General features: G+C 67.1%; 22 protein-coding genes and 1 tRNA gene. 10 read left to right on the top strand and 13 right to left on the bottom strand.

Going from position 1 to position 21,806, the window contains the following annotated elements; all coding sequences use genetic code 11:
* The first annotated feature begins 112 nt into the window (after positions 1–112).
* From infA to FHT19_RS01885, 5 genes are all read left to right on the top strand, one after another.
* Positions 113–358 (top strand): translation initiation factor IF-1, encoded by a 246-nt coding sequence (gene infA, locus FHT19_RS01905; RefSeq protein WP_100866134.1) that lies wholly within the window; start codon positions 113–115, stop codon positions 356–358.
* Positions 358–978: a Maf family nucleotide pyrophosphatase gene (locus FHT19_RS01900; protein ID WP_169473659.1), complete on the top strand. Its 621-nt coding sequence runs from the start codon at positions 358–360 to the stop codon at positions 976–978. The genes infA and FHT19_RS01900 overlap by 1 nt, the downstream gene beginning before the upstream one ends.
* A 7-nt stretch (positions 979–985) precedes the next feature.
* Complete coding sequence (locus FHT19_RS01895) at positions 986–1,999, top strand: ribonuclease E/G (RefSeq protein WP_169473657.1); 1,014 nt, start codon at positions 986–988, stop codon at positions 1,997–1,999.
* Positions 2,000–2,010: 11 nt separating this feature from the next.
* Positions 2,011–2,178: a DNA gyrase inhibitor YacG gene (gene yacG, locus FHT19_RS01890; RefSeq protein ID WP_168555406.1), complete on the top strand. Its 168-nt coding sequence runs from the start codon at positions 2,011–2,013 to the stop codon at positions 2,176–2,178.
* A gap of 135 nt (positions 2,179–2,313) precedes the next feature.
* Positions 2,314–2,389: transfer RNA gene (locus FHT19_RS01885), tRNA-Phe, on the top strand.
* A gap of 29 nt (positions 2,390–2,418) precedes the next feature.
* Here the strand turns inward: FHT19_RS01885 and FHT19_RS01880 are convergent.
* The 5 genes from FHT19_RS01880 to FHT19_RS01860 all read right to left on the bottom strand — a co-directional run bounded on the left by FHT19_RS01880 (position 2,419) and on the right by FHT19_RS01860 (position 9,324).
* Positions 2,419–3,804 (bottom strand): TolC family protein, encoded by a 1,386-nt coding sequence (locus FHT19_RS01880; RefSeq protein WP_169473655.1) that lies wholly within the window; start codon positions 3,802–3,804, stop codon positions 2,419–2,421.
* Positions 3,801–4,928 carry an HlyD family efflux transporter periplasmic adaptor subunit gene (locus FHT19_RS01875; protein WP_211184795.1) on the bottom strand — a complete coding sequence of 376 codons (1,128 nt, stop codon included), beginning with the start codon at positions 4,926–4,928 and terminating at the stop codon, positions 3,801–3,803. Before FHT19_RS01875 ends, FHT19_RS01880 begins: the two co-directional genes overlap by 4 nt.
* A 3-nt stretch (positions 4,929–4,931) precedes the next feature.
* Complete coding sequence (locus FHT19_RS01870; RefSeq protein ID WP_248290232.1) at positions 4,932–6,659, bottom strand: ABC transporter transmembrane domain-containing protein; 1,728 nt, start codon at positions 6,657–6,659, stop codon at positions 4,932–4,934.
* A gap of 106 nt (positions 6,660–6,765) precedes the next feature.
* Complete coding sequence (locus tag FHT19_RS01865) at positions 6,766–7,677, bottom strand: hydrogen peroxide-inducible genes activator (RefSeq protein WP_169473653.1); 912 nt, start codon at positions 7,675–7,677, stop codon at positions 6,766–6,768.
* A gap of 339 nt (positions 7,678–8,016) precedes the next feature.
* Positions 8,017–9,324 carry a capsular biosynthesis protein gene (locus FHT19_RS01860; RefSeq protein WP_169473651.1) on the bottom strand — a complete coding sequence of 436 codons (1,308 nt, stop codon included), beginning with the start codon at positions 9,322–9,324 and terminating at the stop codon, positions 8,017–8,019.
* A 31-nt stretch (positions 9,325–9,355) separates the two neighbouring features.
* On the opposite strand from FHT19_RS01860, the gene FHT19_RS01855 reads away from it, so the two are divergent.
* Both FHT19_RS01855 and FHT19_RS01850 read left to right on the top strand, forming a co-directional pair.
* Positions 9,356–9,556, top strand: a complete 201-nt coding sequence (locus FHT19_RS01855) for a hypothetical protein (protein WP_169473649.1) — start codon at positions 9,356–9,358, stop codon at positions 9,554–9,556.
* Complete coding sequence (locus FHT19_RS01850; RefSeq protein WP_248290231.1) at positions 9,553–11,046, top strand: LTA synthase family protein; 1,494 nt, start codon at positions 9,553–9,555, stop codon at positions 11,044–11,046. The genes FHT19_RS01855 and FHT19_RS01850 overlap by 4 nt, the downstream gene beginning before the upstream one ends.
* A gap of 10 nt (positions 11,047–11,056) precedes the next feature.
* Here the strand turns inward: FHT19_RS01850 and FHT19_RS01845 are convergent, their stop codons facing one another.
* Complete coding sequence (locus FHT19_RS01845) at positions 11,057–11,914, bottom strand: SDR family NAD(P)-dependent oxidoreductase (RefSeq protein ID WP_169474877.1); 858 nt, start codon at positions 11,912–11,914, stop codon at positions 11,057–11,059.
* A gap of 10 nt (positions 11,915–11,924) precedes the next feature.
* On the opposite strand from FHT19_RS01845, the gene FHT19_RS01840 reads away from it, so the two are divergent.
* A complete protein-coding gene (locus FHT19_RS01840; RefSeq protein ID WP_348981767.1) occupies positions 11,925–12,542 on the top strand; it encodes a sterol desaturase family protein in 618 nt (205 codons plus the stop codon).
* Between the two features lie 5 nt (positions 12,543–12,547).
* Complete coding sequence (locus FHT19_RS01835; RefSeq protein WP_169473647.1) at positions 12,548–13,348, top strand: aspartyl/asparaginyl beta-hydroxylase domain-containing protein; 801 nt, start codon at positions 12,548–12,550, stop codon at positions 13,346–13,348.
* Positions 13,349–13,352: 4 nt separating this feature from the next.
* Here FHT19_RS01835 and FHT19_RS01830 read toward each other — a convergent pair whose 3' ends face one another.
* Genes FHT19_RS01830 through FHT19_RS01810 form a run of 5 tightly spaced genes read right to left on the bottom strand, consistent with a single transcriptional unit; the run spans position 13,353 to position 18,625 of the window.
* Positions 13,353–14,543, bottom strand: a complete 1,191-nt coding sequence (locus tag FHT19_RS01830) for a glycosyltransferase family 1 protein (protein WP_169473645.1) — start codon at positions 14,541–14,543, stop codon at positions 13,353–13,355.
* Complete coding sequence (locus tag FHT19_RS01825) at positions 14,540–16,201, bottom strand: beta-3-deoxy-D-manno-oct-2-ulosonic acid transferase (RefSeq protein ID WP_169473643.1); 1,662 nt, start codon at positions 16,199–16,201, stop codon at positions 14,540–14,542. Before FHT19_RS01825 ends, FHT19_RS01830 begins: the two co-directional genes overlap by 4 nt.
* Positions 16,198–16,809: a phosphoglycerate mutase family protein gene (locus FHT19_RS01820; protein ID WP_169473641.1), complete on the bottom strand. Its 612-nt coding sequence runs from the start codon at positions 16,807–16,809 to the stop codon at positions 16,198–16,200. Before FHT19_RS01820 ends, FHT19_RS01825 begins: the two co-directional genes overlap by 4 nt.
* Positions 16,806–17,627, bottom strand: coding sequence for a manno-octulosonate cytidylyltransferase (locus FHT19_RS01815; RefSeq protein ID WP_169473639.1), 822 nt, complete (start codon positions 17,625–17,627; stop codon positions 16,806–16,808). The genes FHT19_RS01820 and FHT19_RS01815 overlap by 4 nt, the downstream gene beginning before the upstream one ends.
* An 11-nt stretch (positions 17,628–17,638) precedes the next feature.
* Complete coding sequence (locus FHT19_RS01810) at positions 17,639–18,625, bottom strand: KpsF/GutQ family sugar-phosphate isomerase (RefSeq protein ID WP_169473637.1); 987 nt, start codon at positions 18,623–18,625, stop codon at positions 17,639–17,641.
* 195 nt (positions 18,626–18,820) lie between these two features.
* On the opposite strand from FHT19_RS01810, the gene kdsA reads away from it, so the two are divergent.
* Positions 18,821–19,651: a 3-deoxy-8-phosphooctulonate synthase gene (gene kdsA, locus FHT19_RS01805; RefSeq protein ID WP_169473635.1), complete on the top strand. Its 831-nt coding sequence runs from the start codon at positions 18,821–18,823 to the stop codon at positions 19,649–19,651.
* A gap of 45 nt (positions 19,652–19,696) precedes the next feature.
* Here the strand turns inward: kdsA and FHT19_RS01800 are convergent, their stop codons facing one another.
* Entirely contained in the window at positions 19,697–20,746 is a 1,050-nt protein-coding gene (locus FHT19_RS01800) for a polysaccharide biosynthesis/export family protein (RefSeq protein WP_348981768.1), read from the bottom strand.
* A 160-nt stretch (positions 20,747–20,906) separates the two neighbouring features.
* Positions 20,907–21,785 (bottom strand): glucose-1-phosphate thymidylyltransferase RfbA, encoded by an 879-nt coding sequence (gene rfbA / locus FHT19_RS01795; RefSeq protein WP_169473631.1) that lies wholly within the window; start codon positions 21,783–21,785, stop codon positions 20,907–20,909.
* Between the last annotated feature and the right edge of the window lie 21 nt (positions 21,786–21,806).

The following is a 21,806-nucleotide window of genomic DNA, read 5'->3' as shown; positions in this document are numbered from 1 at the left end:
GCGCCACGCGCGTCGTTTTAGCGACCTCCCATCCCATGGCTGTGCAACTCGTGCCTTGCCGGTGCCGGTTGACGTTCCGGCCATCCGAGACAAAAGGCTACTGAACCCGCCGATGGCGAAAGAAGAACTCCTCGAGATGCGCGGCACGGTGGTGGAACTGCTGCCCAATGCCATGTTCCGCGTGCGCCTGGAAAACGATCACGAGATCCTGGGCCACACCGCCGGCAAGATGCGCAAGAACCGCATTCGCGTGCTGGTGGGCGATGAAGTGCTGGTGGAACTGACGCCCTATGACCTGACCAAGGGGCGCATCACCTATCGCTTCATGCCCGGCCGAGGCGGCCCCGGCCCTTATTGATGAACGCACCCGTGGGCGCCGCCCCACAGCCCACATCGCGCGTGCCGCTTCCGCCGCTGGTGCTGGCATCGGCCAGCCCGCGTCGGCGCGACCTGATCGCACGGCTGGGCTTGGTGCCCGATCGCATCCTCGCCACCGACATCGATGAAAGCCCGCTGCCGGCCGAAACGCCGCGCGCCCATGCCGTGCGCCTGGCCGCCGAAAAGGCGCGTGCCGCAGCCCGGCTTGCGCCCGACGCCGCGATCCTTTCTGGGGATACGGTGGTCGGTGCCGGGCGCCGCATCCTGCCCAAGGCCGAAGACGAGGCGACCGCGCGGGATTGCCTGGCGCTGCTGTCGGGCCGGCGCCACCGCGTGTTCTCCGCCGTGGCCCTGTTGATGCCCGATGGCACCCTGCGCGAAGCCTTGAGCGAGACCATCGTGCGGTTCAAGCGGCTGAGCCCGGCCGAGATCGATACCTATATCGCCGGGGGCGAATGGCACGGCAAGGCCGGCGGCTATGCCATCCAGGGCAGCGCCGAAGGGTTCTGCGCCTGGCTGGCCGGCAGCCATTCGGGCGTGATCGGCCTGCCGCTGTACGAAACCCGCCGGCTGCTGGTGGCCGCCGGCCTGCTGGCCTGAAGCGGCCATGACTGCCACCTGGCTGGTGGAGCAAGGCATCGGTGAAACCCGCGCCGCGCTGGTCGATGGCGGCACGATCCTGGCCGCGCGGGTGGAATGGTCTGGTGGTTTGGCCCCCGGCCTGATCGCCACGGCGCGCGTGGCCAGCCGCCTTGCCGGCACCCGGCGCGGCACGGTGCAGTTTGCCGATGGCGCTATCGCCCTGGTCGATGGCCTGACGCCGGCCCTGCCCGAAGGCGCATCCGGCCTGTTCCGCGTGACGCGCGCCGCCATTGCCGAAAAAGGCCGCACCAAGCTGCCCATGGCTCGCCCCGCCGGCCCTGCCGAAGAAGCACGTCCCGCCCCCACCCTGGCCGAGCAACTGACCACCACCGGCTTGCCGGTGCGGACCATCCACGCCACCGATCCCGCGCTGGACCAGGCCGGCTGGGAAGACCTGGTGGACGAAGCGATGACCGGTGACATCGCCTTTGCCCGCGGCGCCTTGTGCATCAGCCCGACCCCGGCGATGACCCTGATCGACGTGGATGGCAGCCCGCCGCTGCCAGCCCTGGCGCTGGCCGCCGTGCCCGCGATTGCCTCCGCGATCATGCGCATGGATATCGGCGGTTCGATCGGCATCGATTTTCCCACCCTTGCGGAAAAGCGCGATCGCCAGGCGGTGGACGCTGCCCTGGCAGAGGAACTGGCCCTGCTGGGTGCCCACACCGGCTGGCGCGGGGAGCGCACGGCGATGAATGGCTTCGGCTTCGTGCAGATCGTCTCGCGCCTGGAACGCCCGTCCCTTCCCGCACTGTTCGCGCGCCAGCCGCTGGGCGCAGCGGCGCGGTGCCTGCTGCGGCGCGCCGAACGCGTGCGCGAGCCCGGCGCCCTACTGCTGACCTGCCACCCCGCCTTGCGCCGCGCCGTTCTGCCCGCGTGGGAAGCCGAACTGGTGCGCCGCGCCGGGCGCGTGGTAAACTGGTCGCTGGACGAAACGCTTGCACCCACCGCCGGATTTGCCCAGGCGACTCAACCATGACCACCAGGCCCATGACCACCACGCCCAAACGCTGCCCGATCTGCGGCAAGCCGCGCAGCGATGCGCACAAACCGTTCTGCTCCACCCGCTGCCGCGACCGTGACTTGGTGCGCTGGCTGGAAGACGGCTATGCCCTGCCCGGCCCCGCGGCCGATGCCGAGGAAGAAGGCCCCGATTGACCGCGCCGGCCGCCCGCCCAAAAATCCCGATTGTGGAAAAATAGATGCATTAGAGGGCTGGACAAGCCCCGGCGGCCTCGCCATAGGGCGCTTCACCAAACGCAAGGCGCCGGCCCAACGGCCCGCCAGCGGCATGCCCGGGTAGCTCAGTTGGTAGAGCACGTGACTGAAAATCACGGTGTCGGCGGTTCGATTCCGTCCCCGGGCACCACTTCCTTCCTCGACATTTTCCCGCCCGCTTCATTCCAGGCCCAGGCTCGCTCCGTCCATAAGGCTGGCGGCGAGTTCCGCGCGCGCCGCGGCGTGGCGGTAGAGCGCGTCGATCTGGCGCAGTTGCGCATCGGCCGCCGCTTCCTCGCGTAGGTTGACCGGCAGGAAATCGCTGGCGCCCAGGGCAAAGCGGCGGCGCTCGGCTTCGGCCATGCGGCGCGCCAGCTGGGCTTCGTCGGCGGCCAGGGTGGCCAGGCGTTCCGACCCGGTGACCTGCACGCGCAGGCTGGCCAGGTCTGCGGTGATCTGCTGTTCGGCCAGGCGCAGGCGATGGGCCAGGGCATCGGCATCGGCCTGGGCTTCGGCCAGGCGGCCACGCGCGGCGCGCTGTTCCAACGGCATCGACAGGCGCACGCCGAACAACACTTCGCCCGGTGCGCGCGTGGGGCTGCCGGGGCCGAAATCCTTGGCCGCTTCCACCCGCAGGTCCAGCTTGGGCAGCATGTCGTTGCTGGCCAGATCGCCGCGCAACTGCGCCTGCTGCACCCGGGCGAGCAGGATCTGCAGATCGGGGCGCCCGGCCAGGACCGTGGCGGTATCGGCCAGGCGCGGCGCCACCCCATCGGGAAACGCGGCCGGCAGGTCTTCGCCGCGCGCCACGATCGGCTGGCCCAGATCATCGCGCCAGAACAGCGACAGCGCCTGGGCCGCCACCGCCAGGTCCTGTTCCGAGCGCACCAGCAAGGCTTCACGCCGCACGATGTTCTGGCGGTTTTCCACCGCCAGCATCGCCGGCCGGGCGCCCAGTTGCACCTGTCGCTCGATCGAGGCCTGGCGCTGGCGCGCCAGATCGAGCAGGTCGCGATAGGTCCGCATGCGCAGGCCGGCCGCCACCCACTGCTGATAGGCATCGGCCGCGCGGCGCTGTACGCCGATCGCCACCATCACCCGATCGAGATCGGCAATCGCGGCATCGCCCTCTGCTTGGGCCAGCTTGGTGCGGCGTTCGTCCACCAGCCGGTCGCGCAGCAGGGAAAACACCGCGCCGGCGCGCACTTCGCCCAGGCCATTGGTCACGTTCTTGCCGTCGTAAGTGGCAAAGCGCCCGGCGGAGATGCGATAGCCGCCATAGACCTGGCCGCCATTGTTGGTCATCGGCCGCGTCAGCTTCACGTCCGCCAGGGCATTGTCGTAATAGCCGAGTGGCCGCGCCTGCGCTTCGGTTTCGAACACCATGTCGAACAGGCCTTGCGCGGCCAGGGTGCGGGCATCGGCGGCGCGCTGCCGGGCCATGGCTTCGAGCACCAGTGGCTGGTGCCGGGCCGAAGCGCGCAGCACCGCATCGAGCGTGAGTTCGGCGGCCAGCGCGCCCTGGCTGACCAGCAGGGCGCAGGCGGCGATCAGGGCACGGATCACTTTTCCTCCTCCCCGCCGTCCTTGCCGCCGGCATAGTCGCCCGCCTTGGCCGATTTGGCCTTGGCCGCATCCTTGTCAGCCAGGCCCTTGCCGGCGCCCTTGCGCGGGCCGGTTTCCACCGGGCGCTGGAATTCCAGCGGAAAATCGTTGAGCTGGCGCCACAATTCATAGCCGACGCTGACCGTTTCCATCTGGATCCAGCCGCGCACGCGCGAACCCAGGCGGGTGAAATGGTCTTCGGGCCAGGCCGGCTTGCCAGGCATGGGCTCCACCAGAACGCGGAACAGGCCATTGGCCTGGGCCGACGGATCGATGCTGCGCACCCGGCCATCGAACATGCCCTGCGCCACCGAAGGCCAGCCGCTGAACTGGATCGCCGGCCAGCCTTCGAAATGCAGCCGCACGCCCTGCCCGCGCCGCACCAGCGCCACGTCGCGTCCGTCGACCATCAGTTCCACCACCCGCACGGGGCGTTCGGGTGCCAGCGACGCGAGCCAGTCGCCCGCGCTGACCAGCGTGGCCCCGGCGGCGGTGTTGAGCGCCTGGATGCGGCCATCGCGCGGCGCGCGCACCAACTGGGCCGATTGCCGGGTGCGGGCAATGTCCACGCGGCTCAATTTGGCGCGCGCCTCGGCCAGCTTGGCCCCGTGTTCGGCCACCTTGATCTGCGCGTTTTCGAAATCGCGCCGCGCGGCAAGACCATCGGCCAGCAACTGGGCAGAGCGGCCCACGTCGATCCGGGCGACGGCCATGGCCTGTTCACTGGCCACGATCTGCGCCAGCACTTGGGCGCGTTCGGCCGCCAGCCGCTCCAGCAGGCCGGGATCGTTGTCCACCACCCGCGCGATCGGGTCTCCCGCCTTCACGCTTTGCCCGTCGGTCACATACCAGCGCTCCACCCGGCCGGGCACCAGCGCGGTCACTTGCTGCACGCGGTCTGCGGGGTTGAGCGCAACCACCTGCCCCGTACCCGGCGCGGTCTGCACCCAGGGGATCAGCAGAGCGCCCAGCACCACCAGCGGAATGGCGATGCCGATCATCCAGCCCAGCGCCACGGCGATGCGCGGCGGCCGCAGACTGGCCAGCGTGGGGAAACGCAACATCTCCTGCGCACGGCTTGCCATGGTTCAGCCCTCCTTTCCGGTATCTTGCAGACTGGCGCTGTGCCGCTGGACGGTTTCGCCCAGATGCAGCCAGGCATCGTGCGCCACCGCCCCCGGGCGGCCGGTGAAATGCAGCACCGTGGTGCCGTGCGGGCGCAACACGGCCAGCACCTGGCCCAGCCGTTCGGGCTCCAGCATGTCGTAGAGCGGGGACAGCACCAGCACCCGCGGGCAAGCCAGGATCGCCCCGGCCAGCTTGAGCAACATGGTTTCGCCCACCGCCAGCGGCCAGCCAGAGCTGGACAGCATGGTATCCAGGCCTGCGGGCAAGGCGCCCACCCGCTCTTCCAGCCCGACCAGTGCCAGGGCATCGAGCGCGCCCCCGCCGCGCCCGTCAGGCTGGCCCGCCGCGGCCAGGCGCAAGTAATCGCGCACGGTCATTTCCACGATCGTCGGGCGATCGAGCACCACCACATCGGCGCGCAGGCGCACCATGTCGAAGGTGCCCAGGTCAGCGCCGCCCACGCGCACGAGGCCGCGTTCGGGCGTGGCCAACCGCTTGAGCAGGGTGGTGACGCTGCGCTCCACCCCCGGCGCTGCCAGCACGCCCACGTGCTCCCCGCTTTCGATCGCGAAGTCCAGGCGGTGATCGCCCAGCACCACACCCTGGAAACGGATGGCGCCATGGGGCAGCGCGAGGGCATCGGCCGCCGGCGCGGCTTCCTGCGGCACGTCCCAGAACAGCGCCAGTTCTTCCAGCCCGGCGGCCAGGTCGTAGAACACCTCGAGATAGCCGCCCAACTGGGCGATACCATAGAACACGCCCGACAGGATCAGTTCGGCCGCAACCAGTTGCCCCACCGAAAGCTCGCCCTGCAGGATCAGCCAGCCGCCCATCGCCAAAAGCCCGGCGCTGGCCAGGGCATAGACCAGCAACAGGCACAGCGTCTGGCTGAAGGTGTGGCGGAAATGGCGCCGGTGCGCGGCGACATACGTGGCCGTCATCGCCTCGCTGCGGTCGATGGCAAAGTTGATGTGGCGGCCCGACTTATAGAACCCGTTGGAAGCGCCCAGGCTTTCCAGCCAATGCGCGGCGGCATGCTTGGCATGGCTCTTGGCCACGGCACTGCCCAGCGAGGGCAGCAGCCAGGCGCGCCAGATCACCAGCACCACCAGCACCAGCACCACGTTGAACGCCAGGAAGAACGGGTGGTAGAAACTCGTCACGACCAGGCCCACCAGGCTTTGCAGCACGATGGCAAAGCCGCCGATCACCAGGCTGGTCAGCGCCTTTTGCACCGTGCCCATGTCGAAAAAGCGGTTGAACAAGTCACCGTGCCGTGCGTCGACGAAGAACGGGTTCTGTGCATGGATCGCCCGCGTGGTGATCTCGGCCACCAGGCGCGCGAAAAAGCGCTGCTCGAAACGCGCCATGATCGCCACGCGCAACGCCATCAGCGCACCGGCCAGCAGCAACAGGGCAAACAGCACCAGTGCCAGGGTAAACAACGGTGCGGGCAGCGCGATGTTGGCCACCGAGTTGATCAGCAGCTGCACCGAGATCGGCGTGGCCAGCGACAAGAGCGAAATCGCCGCGCCATAGACCAGCGCCAGGCGGATGAAGGCCTTGTCGGGCGAGAGCACCAGGCTGGTCCAGCGGCGCAAGTCGCGCATGGTCAACCGGTGGCCGTGGCCGGCCTGCCCGCCAGGGGCATGGTGGGGGTGGGATGGGTCTTGGGCGCTTGCGTCCATGAAAGGCGGCCTTCCTTGCCGGGCGTGGATTGTGCTGCCCGCTAAGGTGGATTTCGCCGCGCATTGCGCCAATACGGTGTGCACCTATGCTTTCGATAGGTTTTTCCTATCGCTCGGCAATGCTCCGCAACGTCTCTGCCAGAAGCACGAGGTCGCGCGAACGCCCTGCCCCAGCGCGCCACACCAGTCCGATTTCGCGATAGGGCCGGCCACCGGCAAACGGCCGCACGATCACGTCGCCCCCTTCGCTGATTTCCTGCCGCACATAAAGCTGGGGCAGCAGCGCCAGCCCCATGCCCATGCCGGCCATCTGGCGCACGGCATCCAGGCTCGTGCCCTCGTAATCGCGCAGCACGTGTGCGCCGGATCGTTCGGCCAGGGCAGCCACCTGCTGGCTCAGGCGGTATTCGGGCTGCATGGTCAACAGCCCGCGTCCGGCAAGATGTTCGGGCCGCACTTGCGCCACTGCCGCCATCGGATCGTCCGCCGCCATGGCCAGAAACATCGGTTCACGAAACAGGCGCTCGATGTGGAATCCCTGCTCGGCCACTGGCAGCTGCACCAGCACGGTATCGTGGCGCCCTTCGGCCAAGTGTTCGAGCAGCGCATCGGGCAGGCCTTCGCGCACATGCACCTTGAGCGTGGGGTGCGTGGCATGAAGGCGCGCCACCAGTTGCGGGAGGATATAGGGCCCCAGCGTGGGCGACACGCCCAGGCGCAGCGTGCCGGCCAGTTCGCCCTCGCGGTGGCGCCGGGCAAGATCGGCAAAGCCTTCCGCTTCGGCCAATACGCGGCGCGCGGCGGCCACGGCCTCGCGCCCCAGCGGCGTCAGCACCACGCGCCCGCCGCGTTCGGCCACGGCGCCGCCCAGCAGGCTTTCAAGCAGATGGATCTGTTGCGAAAACGAGGGCTGCGAAACGCCCACAGCCGCCGCGCCGCGGGTGAAGTTGCCGCATTCGGCCAGCGCCACCAGGTAGCGCAGCTGGCGCAGGCTGGGCCATGCCGTGGTTTCGCTCATGCCTTGTGCCTCCCCGCCATCGGTGCACCAGGTCTTAGCGTGAACCGGCCGCGCTGACCAAGCCCCAAGCGGCCCCTGGGGTGCGCAGTTGCATGAAACGCAACTATGGTACCGTTATTCGCATTTGTCAGACTCGGGAAATTACCCCATTGAGAGCGGGCCTTTCAGGCATCCTCTCCCAAACTTTCCAAGGCCGGTCGCAAGACCGGCCTTTTTTTTGCACGCCTCGCCGACGCGATGTGCTGCATGCGCGCCAAAGCGAAAGGCGGGGCGTCGGGGGTCCTACCCCTCCGTCAACCCCCGCTTTCCCCATGCGTCACTTGCACGAAACGCATGAAATCACTCTGGGGCGATCGGCCGGCGCTCCAACCGGGCGACAGCGTGGCGCACCACCTTTTCCAGCGCCGGGGCGGAAAAGAATCCGCCGGGAATGAGGCACCGCTCGATCAGCACGCGGCGGAACGCGGCAAAAGTATCCACGTCGGGCGCAACGGGATTCTGCCAGAACGCGTCGAGCCCGTCCTGGCAGGTGATCTGCGGCATATCGTAGACCGCGTGGCCCAGCGCCACCACCGGCACGCCTTCGGCCAGGGCCAGCGTGCCACTGGTGCTGTTGATCGTCACCACCCCCAGCGAGCGGCGGATCACCGGCACGATATCGCCCATGCTCAGGTAATCGACGCGGTCGGCCACGCCGAACAGGCGCGCCATGTCGGCGGTTTCCTGCTGCCAATCGCGCACCCCGTTATCCAGTGGGTGTTCCTTGACCACCAGCCGCACATCGGCCGGGGCATGCGCGGCAAACGACCCCACGATCAAGCGCAGCGCGTCGGCGATCCCCGCAAAGGGCGAATGCAGGCGGATCTGCGCATCCGAATCGAGCTGCAACGGAAACAGGAAAAACCGCTCTTCCCGTGTTTCCAGGCGATGGAGCAAGGCCCCCGCATCGCGCTGGCGCGCCTTGCGACGCGAGAGCTTGCGCCACCAGCCCATCGCCTCCACCAGCGGATGCCAGGGGCGGTGGTTGGTCCAATGCGGGTAGTACCAGCGGGTGAACACGTCGGCAAAGTTGTAGGCCAGCCCTTCGGCCGCACGGCGGCGGAACGAAGACGGCACTTGCGCGTGGGGCGGAACCGCCGGCAGGGCCGCGGCGGTTGCGCGATACCAGGCCGGATCGCTGGGCAGCGACGAATTGCCGTTCACTCCGCCGCGTTCCAGCGTGACCCAGTCAGGGCGGATATAGCCTTCCTCGAACACGTGGACCGCCACGCTCAGGTCCTGGCAGACGCGAATCGCCGGGCGGTGGTGGTCGCGGCAATCGCCGAACAGCACCACATCGGTTACACCCTTGTTCCGAACCAGATCGGCAAAGAACGCCGGCCAGCGATCGAGCGAATCGCGATAGTCCATGCCGTTGGGCAAACGCCAGAACAGCCGGTCGCCACCGTTGAAATTGACCTTGTACACGGTGTGGCCGGCGCGCAGCAGCGCCTTGCCCAGCTCGTGAAACAGCGGGCCCATCAACCCTTGCAGCAGCAGGATCGTGCGCGGGCCCGAATCGTTGTCGGATGGGATCGTGGCGGAGGGGGCGGCGGCAGGGAAATCCAAATGCGGCGGCACGGGCGGCGAATTGGGCAACTCTTGCATTCGAAAGCAAAACTCCTGGGCAGGCGGTCCCATGCACCTGGCCCGAGCGTTAGTGGCCACGCGCGCCGTGGACAAGATCGACTTGCCGCAATGGATCAATTCCCAGTGGCCCGAAGCCGGTTGCATGACGGATGACAGCGCGCGCGGCCCCGGCTATGAGCCGCGCCGGCGCTTTTCTGCCCATCTACCTTTCCTGCCGATTCACGATCTGGCGGATATGGAACACGCGTGACGTTGCAAGGACTTACACTGCAGATCCTGCCGCCTGCCCTGCTCCTGCTGGTCGGCGGTGTCCTGCTCGATGCGCTGGTTCGGCCTCGCCCCGCGCGGAGCCTGCGCAGCTGGCAGGGGCTGTGCCTCAACGCCGCCGTGCTCGTTGCCGTGTTCGGCGCGGTCTTGGCGGTTTGCGGCAACGCCATGGTCGCCTGCGCGCTAGCGCTGGGCCTGGCCGCGCTGTTTGCCGTGGCATCCAACGCCAAGAACGCCATGCTGGGCGAACCGCTGCTGTTTTCCGATCTCGCACTGATCGGGGCGATCTTTCGCCATCCACAGTTCTACCTGTCGGCGGTTGCCCCCTGGCAGCGCGCCGTGGCGGCCTTGGTGGCGCTGGCGCTACTCGGGCTGTTCGAAGCGCTGTTCGTGGCCACGCCGGTGTTTCACCTGGCCGGGCTCGCGCTCGTGCTGATCGGGCTGGGCGCGCTGGTTCTGGCGCTGCGCAGCGCGGCGTTCCGCCGGGCGATCACCCGTCCCGACGCCACGGCCGATGTTGCGCGGCATGGGTTGATGCCCGTTATCCTGCTCTATTGGCGGCGCTGGCGCGAAAGCGTGGACCCGCCCGCCTGCCCACCGATCGGCCGCCATGCCCCGGTCGATGCGCCCGGCCTGGTCGTGATGATCCAGTGCGAAAGCTTTGCCGATCCAGCCGAACTGTTTGGCGATCCCGCGCTCGCCCTGCCCGGCCTGGCGGCGGCGCGGCGCGATGCGTGGCAGCACGGGCGCCTCAACGTGAGCGGTTTTGGCGCCTATACCATGCGCACCGAATACGGCGTGCTGTTCGGGCGCGAGGAAGAAGAACTGGGCTTCCGTCGCTATGATCCGTTCCTGACAGCCGAAGGCGAAGGGTCCTGGGCCCTGCCCGCCCGCCTGCGCGGCGCGGGGTGGGACAGCGCGTTCCTCCATCCGCACGACATGCGCTTTTACGGCCGCGATCGCATCATGCCGGCAGGCGGTTTTGCCCGGTTGGTGGGCGAAGCAGACTTCGCGCCCCCCGCCCCGGGCCAGGGGCGCTATGTGACGGACGCCGCCATGGCCGACGTGATCTTGGCCATGGCCGCTTCAGCCAGGCAGCCCACGCTGCTCTATGCCGTCACTATCGAAAACCATGGGCCGTGGGCCGGGGATGGCCAGCAGGGCCTGGTGCCGGGCTATCTGCGCCTGGTGCGCAACAGCGACGCCATGCTTGCCCGCCTTGCCGCCAGCCTGTCGGACCTGGCGCGCGAGCGGGCAGAGCCGGTGGCGCTGGTGTTCTTCGGCGATCATTGCCCCAGCATTCCCGGCGCGACCGCGCCGGGCGGCGACCGCCATACCCCTTATGCGATCGTGCGGTTCGATTGCGCCGGACAGCCGATCAAGGGCGCTGCGCCCCAAGCCGATCTCACGCCAGCCGGCCTGCACCACGCCGTGCTGGATCTGGCGCTGGGCACGCCCACCGGCAAGACCTGAAACCGCCGGATCAGCGCGGCGGCGCCAGCGAGACCAGCAGGCGATCGCGCAAGCGGCGCGGCAGGATGCGATCGAACCAGCGCAACGCCACGAAAGGCCAGGGCAGGACAAGGTGCGCCTGCCGTCGGTTCACCGCGCGGGCGATTCGGTCTGCCACGGCATCGGGCGCCATCAGCATCGGCTTGGGCCCCGGCACCTGCCTGCCGGCCGCCGTATCGATGAAGCCGGGGGACACCAGCGTAACCCCCACCCCGTGGCTGCGCATGGCCAGGCGCAGCGCGTCGGCAAAGCGGGCAAGGCCTGCCTTCGTGCCGGAATAGGCGGTGGCGAAGGGCAGCGAGTGGAACCCCGCCGCCGATCCGATCAGCACGATCTGCCCCCGCCCCCGTGCCGCCATCGCGCGTGCCACGGCCGCCGCCAACGCAGCCGGCGCGGCAAAATTGACCAGTGCCAGCTCTGCCACCAGCGCTGGCTGTTCCACACTGTCATCAGCCGCGCGAATATCGCCGCGGCCCGATGCAAACACCACGATGTCGAACGGCATGGCGGCATCTTCGGCCACGATCGCCGCGACGGCCGCCGGAATGTCCATCAGGTCACGCGAACGCACCTGCGTTACGGCACCTTTTGCAGCGCACAAGGAAGCGACCGTTTCAAGACATTTCAGATCCCTTCCCCACAGCGACAGGTAGGTGCCGGGGCTTGCATAGCGCCGTGCGATGGCACTGCCCAAGCCGCCCGACGCCCCGACAACTAGAACCGAAATGGTGGGATTAACCAACGGTAATACGTCCTTTTTATCTGGCCATCCAATCGTCGCAAAGAGGCTACATCCAGTAGCATGGAGGCTTGACAAGCGATGGCGCATCATGTCCTGCATGATCAAGATGCTTTCTTCCGAAAACATACCGCAGCGCATCAGGCTGTTTCGTAACGACCGCCTTGAGCGCCTTACGCTGATCTCTTGGCGTACTTTTGCGCTGGCATGGGCGGTTCTTCTGCCATCCATTGCGTGGGCCGCGTGGGGCACCGCCAAACCGCTTCCAGCGCTCGCGCTGGTGGGGGCGGGCCTGCTGGTGTGGACGCTGTTCGAATATGCGATGCACCGCTTCCTGTTCCATTGGCACGTCAACATGGCGGCGGTGCGACGGTTCGTGTTCCTGATTCACGGCAACCACCACGACAACCCCAACGACGCGCTGCGCGATCTCATGCCGCTGCCCGTGAGCCTGCCTATCGCCGCGGCGGTCTGGCTGCTGTCGGTCCTGGCGATCGGGCCCGCCGGAAGCTGGCTGTTCCTGGGCTTCATCAGCGGCTATGTCGCCTATGACCTTCTGCACTATGCCTGCCACCAGTGGCCCATGCGCGGGCGCTTCGCTTCGGCGATCAAGCGCCATCACATGCGCCATCACTTCGTCGACGGGCATGGCAACTACGCCATCTCGGCGATCTTTTGGGATCGCGTGTTTGCCAGCAGGATCAAATCGCTGAAGTGACGCAGATGACAGCTGGCAAGCAACCGTCGAAATGGCAGCAGACCGTCAACGCGCGCGGCTGGAAAGTCCCGTTCGTCGGCAAGTCGCTATACCAGATCGGCAAGGAATTGCGGCCGGGCATCGACCGCGTGATCATGCGCAATTCGCGCATTCCCGATGCGGCAGTTCAGGACAAGGCGTTCTTCCCCTGGATTGCGGAGCTGGAACGCCACTGGGAAGCCATTCGCGACGAAGCACTGGCGATTCGCGCCAAGGACATTCCCTCGCTTGGGGATATCTCGTTCGATCACGGCCGCATCGCCAAGGATCGCCGTTGGCGCACACTGTTCCTCAAAGGCTATGGCTATCGCATGACCGGCAACGCGGCGCGCGCGCCGGTTACCGCACGCCTGATCGAGGCTGTTCCCGGCCTGGTCACGGCCAACTTCTCGGTGATGGAAGCAGGCGGGCACATTCCCCGCCACTTCGGCATGACCAAGGGCATGCTGACCTATCACCTCGCGCTCAAGGCCCCGCGCGAGCGCGAGAAATGCCGGATGCATCTTGAAGAGGGCGAGCGGTTGCACGTCCTCCATTGGGAAGACGGCCAGTCCTTCCTGTTCGACGACATGTTCAATCACGAAGTGTGGAACGAGACGGACGAGGATCGCTACATCCTGCTGATCCAGATCAAGCGCCCCTGCCGCTTTGTCGGCAACCTGATCCAGAACATCTTCCTGGGGGCGGTGCGCCACTCCCGCTTCGTCAAGGACATCAAGCGCGCGATCGATCGCGAGGCAGCCGCGCGCAACATCCACCCGGCTTGATCGATCAGCGCTCCAGGCCCGCCAGCGCCGTCACCACCGTATCGAGATGTTCGTCCCAGGTGGGATTGTGCCAGGCGGGGATGCGCTGCAACTGCGCCTGCCGCATCGGGCCATCGCCGGCAAAATCGACAATGGCCCTGACCCAGGCCGGACCATCGAGCGGATCGAGATAGTCCGCCACGGCCCCGCCCACTTCGCGCAAGGCGGGGATATCGCTGCATAGCGCGGGCGTGCCGACCGAAAGCGCCTCGGCCACCGGCATGCCATAGCCTTCGGCAAACGAAGGCATCAGCAGTCCTTTGGCGCCGCGCAGCACGGCGGAAAGCTGGCGATCCGGGCAGCCACTCAGTTCCTCGACATGGCCATCGAGCGCCGGGCAGCGTTCCAGCAGGTCCACCACCTGTTCGTTTTCCCAGCCGCGCCGCCCGATGATCACCAGCTTGGGCACGCGGCCCGCTGGCAGGGTTTCTGCCAGATGGCGCCAGATGTGCAGAAGGAGAAGGTGATTCTTGCGCGGCTCGATCGTGCCCAGGCACACGAAATAGGGGCGCCCGTCACCCTGCCATGGCGCGGTGGGGACCATCGGCACGGTGCCCAGCAGCGCCACGGCCATGGCGATGGATCGGCCCGACCGGTCGATCCACGGCTGCATGGCGCGGCCGGTCGCCGCGGAATTGACGATCACGAGATCGGCCAGGCTGGTCACCGCCTCGATCCTGCGGCGATGCAGTGCCGCGCCATCGGGCCGGGCATATTCGGGAAATTCGATGGGAATAAGATCGTGCACCAGGCAGGCGAACTGCGCATTTTCCCGGTCCAGGATGCGCCGGATCTTGGCCACCTTGGCAAGATGGTGCGGCGAAACCTGGATATAGACCGACTTTTGCCCCCTGCCCGCCGGACGCTGTGGCAGAAGCTGGAACAGTTGCGGCAGGTTGGACACCACCGAGCGCCGCTCGGGCCCGTTCTCCTCGCTCGACCAGCGCCGCTCCAATTCGTCCAGATAGGGCAGGATGGCGCTGCGGCGCAGGCGGCCATAGAGGCCGGTGGGGTGAACCGCAGCAAACGCCAGCCCCTCGCCCAAGCGCGCGAGCAAGCCTCGCGCATAGGCCATTTCCACCCGATCGACCCCGGACGGGGTGGAATAATGCATGCGGGAAATCAGCCGGGAAACGTCAAGGATCATCTGGGTCATCGCAGCGCCGCCATGAGCCTGCCCTGGATGCGGCGCAAGGGCGCGATCCAGCGCAGGCGATTGGTGGCCCGCGCGCCAGCCATGCGGCCCACCAGCACTTCGGGCGGACAGGGCAAACCGGTCACCGGATCGAGATAGCGCGGATAGAGGATCAGCACGCCAGCCACGAGCGCATCGAGCGACAGCGCCCGGCCGCGCCGATCGGGCACCGGCGCCAGGTCACGCGTCAGTCCCCAGCCGGCATAGAACGGCGTGCCGTGGCACACCACCTCGCGCCCGCGCAGCAGCGCTTCGAAACCGGCGAGCGAGGTCAGCACATGCACCGCATCGACGGCATCGAGCAGCGGCGCCATGCCCCCGCCCCGCACCACGCGATCGGCATGGGCGAGCACTTGCGCGTCTGGCACGGCGCCCTTGCGATGCCCGGCATCGACATCAGGATGGGGCCGAAACCAGATCTCCGCGTCGGGTTCGGCCAGGCGGGCGCGGCGCACCAGTTCCAGGTTGGAAGCCAGGCCATGCCCGCCGGCCCGCACCGACATGTCGTCTTCCACTTGCCCCGGCACCAGCACCAGTCGCCGCCCCGGCACGGCGCGCGGTGGCACGGGGGCCTGGGTATCGGCCGCATACTTGCTGATCCCGGCGGCCACGATCGTTTCGCGCAACGCCCGTGCCCGCGCCAGCAGGCGCGGCGAAAAGGCTGCATTGGCCAGCACCGCTTCCAGGTCGCTGGGCCCGGCGGGATCGAAATGAATGCCCAGCGCATCGACCACGACCGACGATGGTGGCACCAGATCCACCCCCAGCCCCACCGAGCGTACGAAGCCGTCCTCCACCCGCACCAGCGGCACGCCCTGCTGCCGGGCTTGGGCAATCAGGCCCGGCGAAACGCGCGATGGCCAGATCGCCACGGCTGCGCCAGCCCGCTCGGCCAGCGCCAGGGCGCGCGCCGGGGTGCGGGCAAAGCGCAAGGGGCGCGCTGGGTGCCAGAGGAAACGGCGGATCTCCGCCTTCTTCCACCAAGCCATGCCGCTGGCCACGGCGATCGACCGATTGCCATCCAGCGCGGCGCGCCAAGTCGCCAACAGATCGATCGTTTCGGCAAGGCCCGTGGCCCCACCGCCAAACGGGTCGCGATAGTGCGCCTGCGCCAACGCCAACGCCGCCCGCGCGTCGAGCGCATCGGCGCTGTCGCCCGGCGCGCCAAACCGGCCCGGCGAAAGCACCTTCACGGCAACGCCGGCGATGCGGGCCAGTGCGATCCACTCATCGTCGCCATGGGCCACCAGCAACCGCGCGCGATCCAGCACCGACCACGGGTCCACCGCGTCCGGCTGCATGTTGCGCCCGGCCAGCACATGGCCACACCCGGCCGGCGATTGCGGCACAAGCCACAGCGCAGCCCCATCTTCATCATAGGCAAGGAGGGCGGCAACTTCGGCCGCGCTACCGGGCCGCAGCACCACCGCGATCGGGTCATCCCCGACGACCGGCGGCGCCCAGAAACAGCCACCCACCCGCGCCGCGCGCAGATCGGCAAACTGGGCCCGCGACACCGGCAAGGGCCCGTCCATGCCCACTGACGACACCTGTGGCAGCGCAACCGTCGCGTCCGCCCAGGGAAAGGGCGGCGCGCGCAGCAATGGCACCCCGCTCATGGCCGGATGCCCCAGCTTTCGATATGAAGCACATCCCCAGCATCACGACGGATCACACCATAGGCGCCCGTCGCGAGCTTGAGCGATTGGCCAGCCCCCGCTCCGGCGGCGAGCAAGGCGAAGCGCGCGACGCCATTGCTAGTGACCAGCAGCACGTCGCCTTGTGCCTCTTTGAGGAAAGCGCGCCAGGCGGCCAGGCGCCGCACGCCATCGACGATCCATCCAGGCGGCGGCATGGCGCGTTCATCCCAGGCAGATAGCGCATCGGCGCCAATGCGCGCGACGACGCTCTCCTCGCTCTGGTTCTCGTCCGGCCCATGGTCGATCTCGCGCAACCATTCGCACGGCTGGGCCACCAGGGCTTCACCGCCGGGCTGATGCGCGATGATCGCCGCGGCGGTCGCACGGGTGCGCAGCAAGGGTGAAACCAGCACTTGCGCGAAGTGCCAGCCCTCCTGGGCGAAATGCCGGCCGAGCACCGCCGCCTGCGTTTCCCCCGCCGCGGTCAGCGGCAGATCGGTGCGCGCGCCGATCCGGCGCGGCGGTTCGCCGGCGGCAAAGGTATTGCCATGGCGCACGATCACGAATCTTGCAGCGGGCGATGTCATGTCGGAAACGGATCGCCCAACCGCGCAATGGCGGCCTCGGCCAGGGCCAGGTCTGCCGGGGTATCGATGCCCGACATGGCATGAAGCGGCGGATCGACCGCAATCGTGGCGATCGTCCGCCCCGCTTCCAGGAAGCGCAGTTGCTCCAGCCCCTCGAGCAGTTCGACCGGGCTTTGCGGCGCGCGGGCAAACCATTCGAGTGCCGCCAGGCGATAGCCATAAAGGCCCAGGTGTTGCCACACCGGCGACATTGACTGGCTGGCGCGCAGCCGGTCTTCATCGCGCATTGCGGGCAGGATCGTCTTGGAAAACCACAAGGCCCGGCCTTGCGCATCGCGAACGCACGTCGTGCCGCTGAACGGGGCCGTCACCTTGTGCTGGCGCAAGCGGTCGAGCCGCGCCCAATCGAGCCGATAGACCGGCGTCGCCACATCGGCCTCGCCATCGCGCAGTTCCGCAACCAAGCCAGCAACCACGGCGGGCGGAACGAACGGCGCGTCCCCCTGCAGGTTGATCACCAGATCGGGGCGCTGGGGCTGCGCCATGGCAGCGGCATAGGCGCGGGCAGAGCCGGAATCGAGCGCCGGGTCGGTCAGCACCACGGCCGCGCCGATGGCACGGGCATGATCGGCTATGCGGGCGTCGTCCGTAGCCACCACAACGCTACAATCATTGACCAGGGCTGCTGCGGCCTGCGCCACCGCATGGACGCGTTCCAGCAAAGTTCGGCCGGCGATAGGCAGCAAGGGCTTGCCCGGCAAACGCTTGGAACCAAAGCGCGCCGGAACCACGATCAGGGCCTGGGCCGGGGAAGACATGGCCGTGCCGGTCAGGCAGCACCCGCCCTGACGATGTCATGGATGTGGACGATGCCGGCAAGCCGCTCGCCGTCCACCACGAACAGCACCGAGACGGCGTTGTCGTTCAATATGCGCAGGGCATCAGACGCCAGGGTATCGGGCGTGACGCTCAGCGGATTGGGCGACATGTGCAGGCCGATGTTGTCGTTCAGATCGTAGGCGGCAATGCAACGGCGCAGATCTCCATCGGTAAACGCCCCGATCAGCCGCTCGTTCTGGTCCACCACGGCAGTGCAGCCATAGCGCTTGCGGCTCATCTCGATCGTCGCGCTGGTCAACGAAGCGTCGCTGCCCACTTTCGGGATCGAATCGCCGGTGCCCATGATTTCCCCCACCGTGCACAGTTGTGCACCCAGCTTGCCACCGGGATGGAATACGCGGAAATCGGTGGAGGTAAACCCGCGCGCCTCGATCAGGGCCACGGCCAGTGCATCGCCCAGCACCAGTTGCAGGGTGGTGGACGACGTGGGCGCCAATTCATTGGGGCAAGCCTCGCGCACTGGCGGCATCGACAGGCAGATGTCCGCCGCGCGCCCGGCCGTGCTGTCGGGGAACGACGTGGCCACGATCAGTTTCACGCCATACTGGTTGCAATAGCGGAAAACGTCGCCCAACTCGCTCGTCTCGCCAGACCATGTGATCGCCAGCACCACGTCGTCGGGCGTGATGAGCCCCAGGTCCCCATGGCTCGCTTCGCCCGGATGGAGATAGACCGCCGAAGTTCCAGTGGACCGCATCGTCGCGGCGATCTTGCGCGCAATATGCCCGCTCTTGCCCATGCCCGTGACCACCACCTGGCCCCGCGTGGTTGCCAACGCCTCGATCGCCAGCTCTACCGAGCGGCGCAGTTCGGGCGCGCGCAAGGCACTGCGCAAGGTCTGCAAGGCATCCAGCTCGATGTCGATGGTTTTGAGTGCAGATGCAGCATAGCGCACGTCGATCAGCTTGCTGGACATATCCGCCTGAAGTTTTCTAAAATGCACATGATGTCCTTCGGCGCTGGGCATGCAGCTGTCGTTTTGTCGACAAGGTGTTGCCAGATTTTTCAATACCGGCCAAGGGTTGCCCATCCACCTGGTTCACCCGAACCGATAAAATTGGTCCGGAATGAAAGTAAATGTTGCTCCATTCTGGCAGGCGAGCCCTCACATATGAACCTTTGCGGACATGAGATTCATCCCACTTCCCCTCTATTCGCAATTGCGGGACCATGCGTCATAGAAAGCGAGGAAATGACGTTTTCCATCGCCGAAACGCTGGCAACGATCGCGCAACGCCTGGGGTTGATGCTCATTTTCAAGGCTTCCTTCGACAAGGCAAACCGCAGTTCCGACAAATCGTTCCGCGGCCTGGGCATGGACGAAGGCCTGCGCATCCTGGAAAAAGTGCGCCGCGAGACCGGCCTGCCGGTCATCACCGACGTGCACGAGGCTAGCCAGGTCAGCGCCGTGGCCGAAGTGGTCGACGTGTTGCAGACGCCCGCCTTCCTCGCGCGGCAGACCGATTTCATCGCAGCGGTGGCTGCCAGCGGCAAGCCGGTCAACATCAAGAAGGCCCAGTTCATGGCCCCGGCCGACATGCAGCAGGTGGTCAACAAGGCGCGCAACGCGGCCACCGCCGCCGGGCATGATCCCGACGCTTTCCTGCTGTGCGAACGGGGCACCTCGTTCGGCTACAACACTCTGGTGTCCGACATGCGCGGCCTGGCGATCATGGCCCAGACCGGCTGCCCGGTGGTGTTCGATGCGACGCACTCGGTCCAGCAACCCGGCGGCCTGGGCGAACGCTCGGGCGGCCAACGCGAATTCGTGCCCCTGCTGGCCCGCGCGGCAGTGGCGGCGGGCGTGGCCGGGGTATTCATGGAAACCCACCCCGATCCCGACAAGGCCCTGTCCGACGGCCCCAACGCCTTGCCCCTGGCCGATTTCGAGGAACTGTGGAAACGGCTGCTGGCGATCGACTCGGTGGTGAAGCAGGGGTGACTGTCTGCGCACGCACGGCTCGAATGGCCGCACATGCGCAAACTATCAGTTCTTGACCACGGAAACCGCGCTGGTCACCGCAACCACTGGCGAGAACAGCTGGCTGATCAACTGGATGACCTTGCTCGGTTGGTTGGCGCGGGCATTGCCGAAGTACAGCACATCCTTGTTCTGCATCCAGAAGTTCTGCGCCAGGAAATAGCTGCCCGTGCGCATCATGTTGATATGGTAGACCATAGGCTTGCGCTGGCCCGCGTTGGCCGGATCATCGACATAGCGGAACACGAAGATGGCCGCCGGATCGCCAAGGTTGGGGTTCGGCCCGCCTGCGGCGGAAATCGCCTGCGCTAGGGTCATCGACGCGGTGGCGAACGGGATCTGCTCCATCCGGCCGGCCGCGCCCAGCACCGAGAACGACATCGGATCGTAAATCAGAGTGAGGCGATCGCCCGGATAGGCCCGCACATCGATCGCGGGATCTTCCAAGAGCGTGCTGAGGCGGTAGTTCGCGGTCTCGTCCCGGCGCTTGATCCGCATGACGATATCGCTCGCCTTGCCGCGATAGCCGCCGGCCATCGCCACCACGTCTGACAGGGATTCGCGATTGGTGTCGAGCACGAGGCGCCCGGGCTTGGCCACTTCGCCGCCCACCATCACAGAATTGGTGATGACCGACCGCCGCGTGACCAACACCTGCGGATTCTGCGAATAGCCGCGCAGGGCCAGGCGGATCTGTTGCTCGATCTCGGCCGGGGTTTCGCCCAGCACGCGCAATTTGCCGGCATAGGGCAGCGTGATGTCGCCGTTGTCGTCTACACGCAGTTCCGGCAGCGTCTGGGCGCGTGCACCGGTGTCCATGCCGCCACCGGCCATGGCGGCACCGGCCGCGCCTGGCGCGTTGGAAAATAAGGTCACTCCGGCCTCGTAAATCGCAACGTTGAGCACGTCGCCCGGCCCGATCATGTCGGTCGGCGGCGGCGGGCGATCCATCAGCTGCGCCTCGGGCTCGCGCGGCGGCGGTGGTACGGCCGCTGCCGTATCCACTTCCACCAGCGTGAGGCCAAGCTGCGCTTCCGTGGCCGCGCTCTTAGTCACCTGCCCTGCCGTCGGGCCGCTCGAAGGCAGAGTTGCGCAGGCACCCAGCAGCAAGGTGGAGCCAAGGAAAAGGGAACTATGGAGCTTCATCAACGAATTCCGCAAGATAGGCCGCGCCGACCCATGGCATCGATCAATCGACGGGGGGGCGCCGCGCCGGTCACCGCGCGCCACGCCCTGACAATACGGTGCGCAAGTAGCGCCCATAATCCGATTTGCCCAGCTTATCGATCGCCCTTTCCAGGCCGGCCGCATCGATGAACCCGCTGCGGAACGCGATCTCTTCCGGGCTGGCGATCTTGAAACCCTGCCGCTTTTCCAGGATTCGCACATATTCCGCCGCATCGAGCAGGCTGTCCGGGGTTCCGGTGTCGAGCCACGCATAGCCCCGCCCCATGATCTCCACCGAGAGTTCGCCGCGCTCGAGATAGACCCGATTGACGTCGGTGATCTCCAGCTCGCCACGGGCCGACGGCTTGAGGTCAGCGGCAATGTCGACGACTTGCGCATCATAGAAGTAGAGCCCGGTGACTGCCCAATTGGACTGCGGCTGCACCGGCTTTTCCTCAATCGAAATGGCTTTCATGTCGGTGTCGAACGAGACTACGCCGTACCGCTCCGGATCGGACACGTGATAGGCAAAGACACTGGCTCCACGCTGGCGCGATGAGGCGGATGCCAGCAGCGCGGGCAAGCCATGGCCATAGAAGATGTTATCGCCCAGAACGAGCGCCGATGGCTGGCCGCTCACAAAGTCTGCGCCGATCACATAGGCTTGCGCCAGTCCGTCCGGGCTGGGCTGCTCCGCATATTCGAGCTGCATGCCCCATTGCGCTCCATCGCCCAGCAGCGCCCGAAACGCGGGAAGGTCGCGCGGCGTGGAGATGATCAGCACCTCGCGAATGCCCGCGAGCATCAGGGTGCTGAGCGGATAGTAGATCATCGGCTTGTCATAGACCGACATGAGCTGCTTGGAAGTGGCCAGCGTCATGGGATAGAGCCGGGTCCCGCTCCCCCCCGCCAGAATGATACCCTTCATGCCATCGCTTCCTTGTTCGAG

This window comes from Novosphingobium sp. SG919 (assembly GCF_012932495.1).
GTDB classification, from domain to species: domain Bacteria; phylum Pseudomonadota; class Alphaproteobacteria; order Sphingomonadales; family Sphingomonadaceae; genus Novosphingobium; species Novosphingobium rhizosphaerae.
This window is presented reverse-complemented; position numbering and strand designations above follow the sequence as displayed.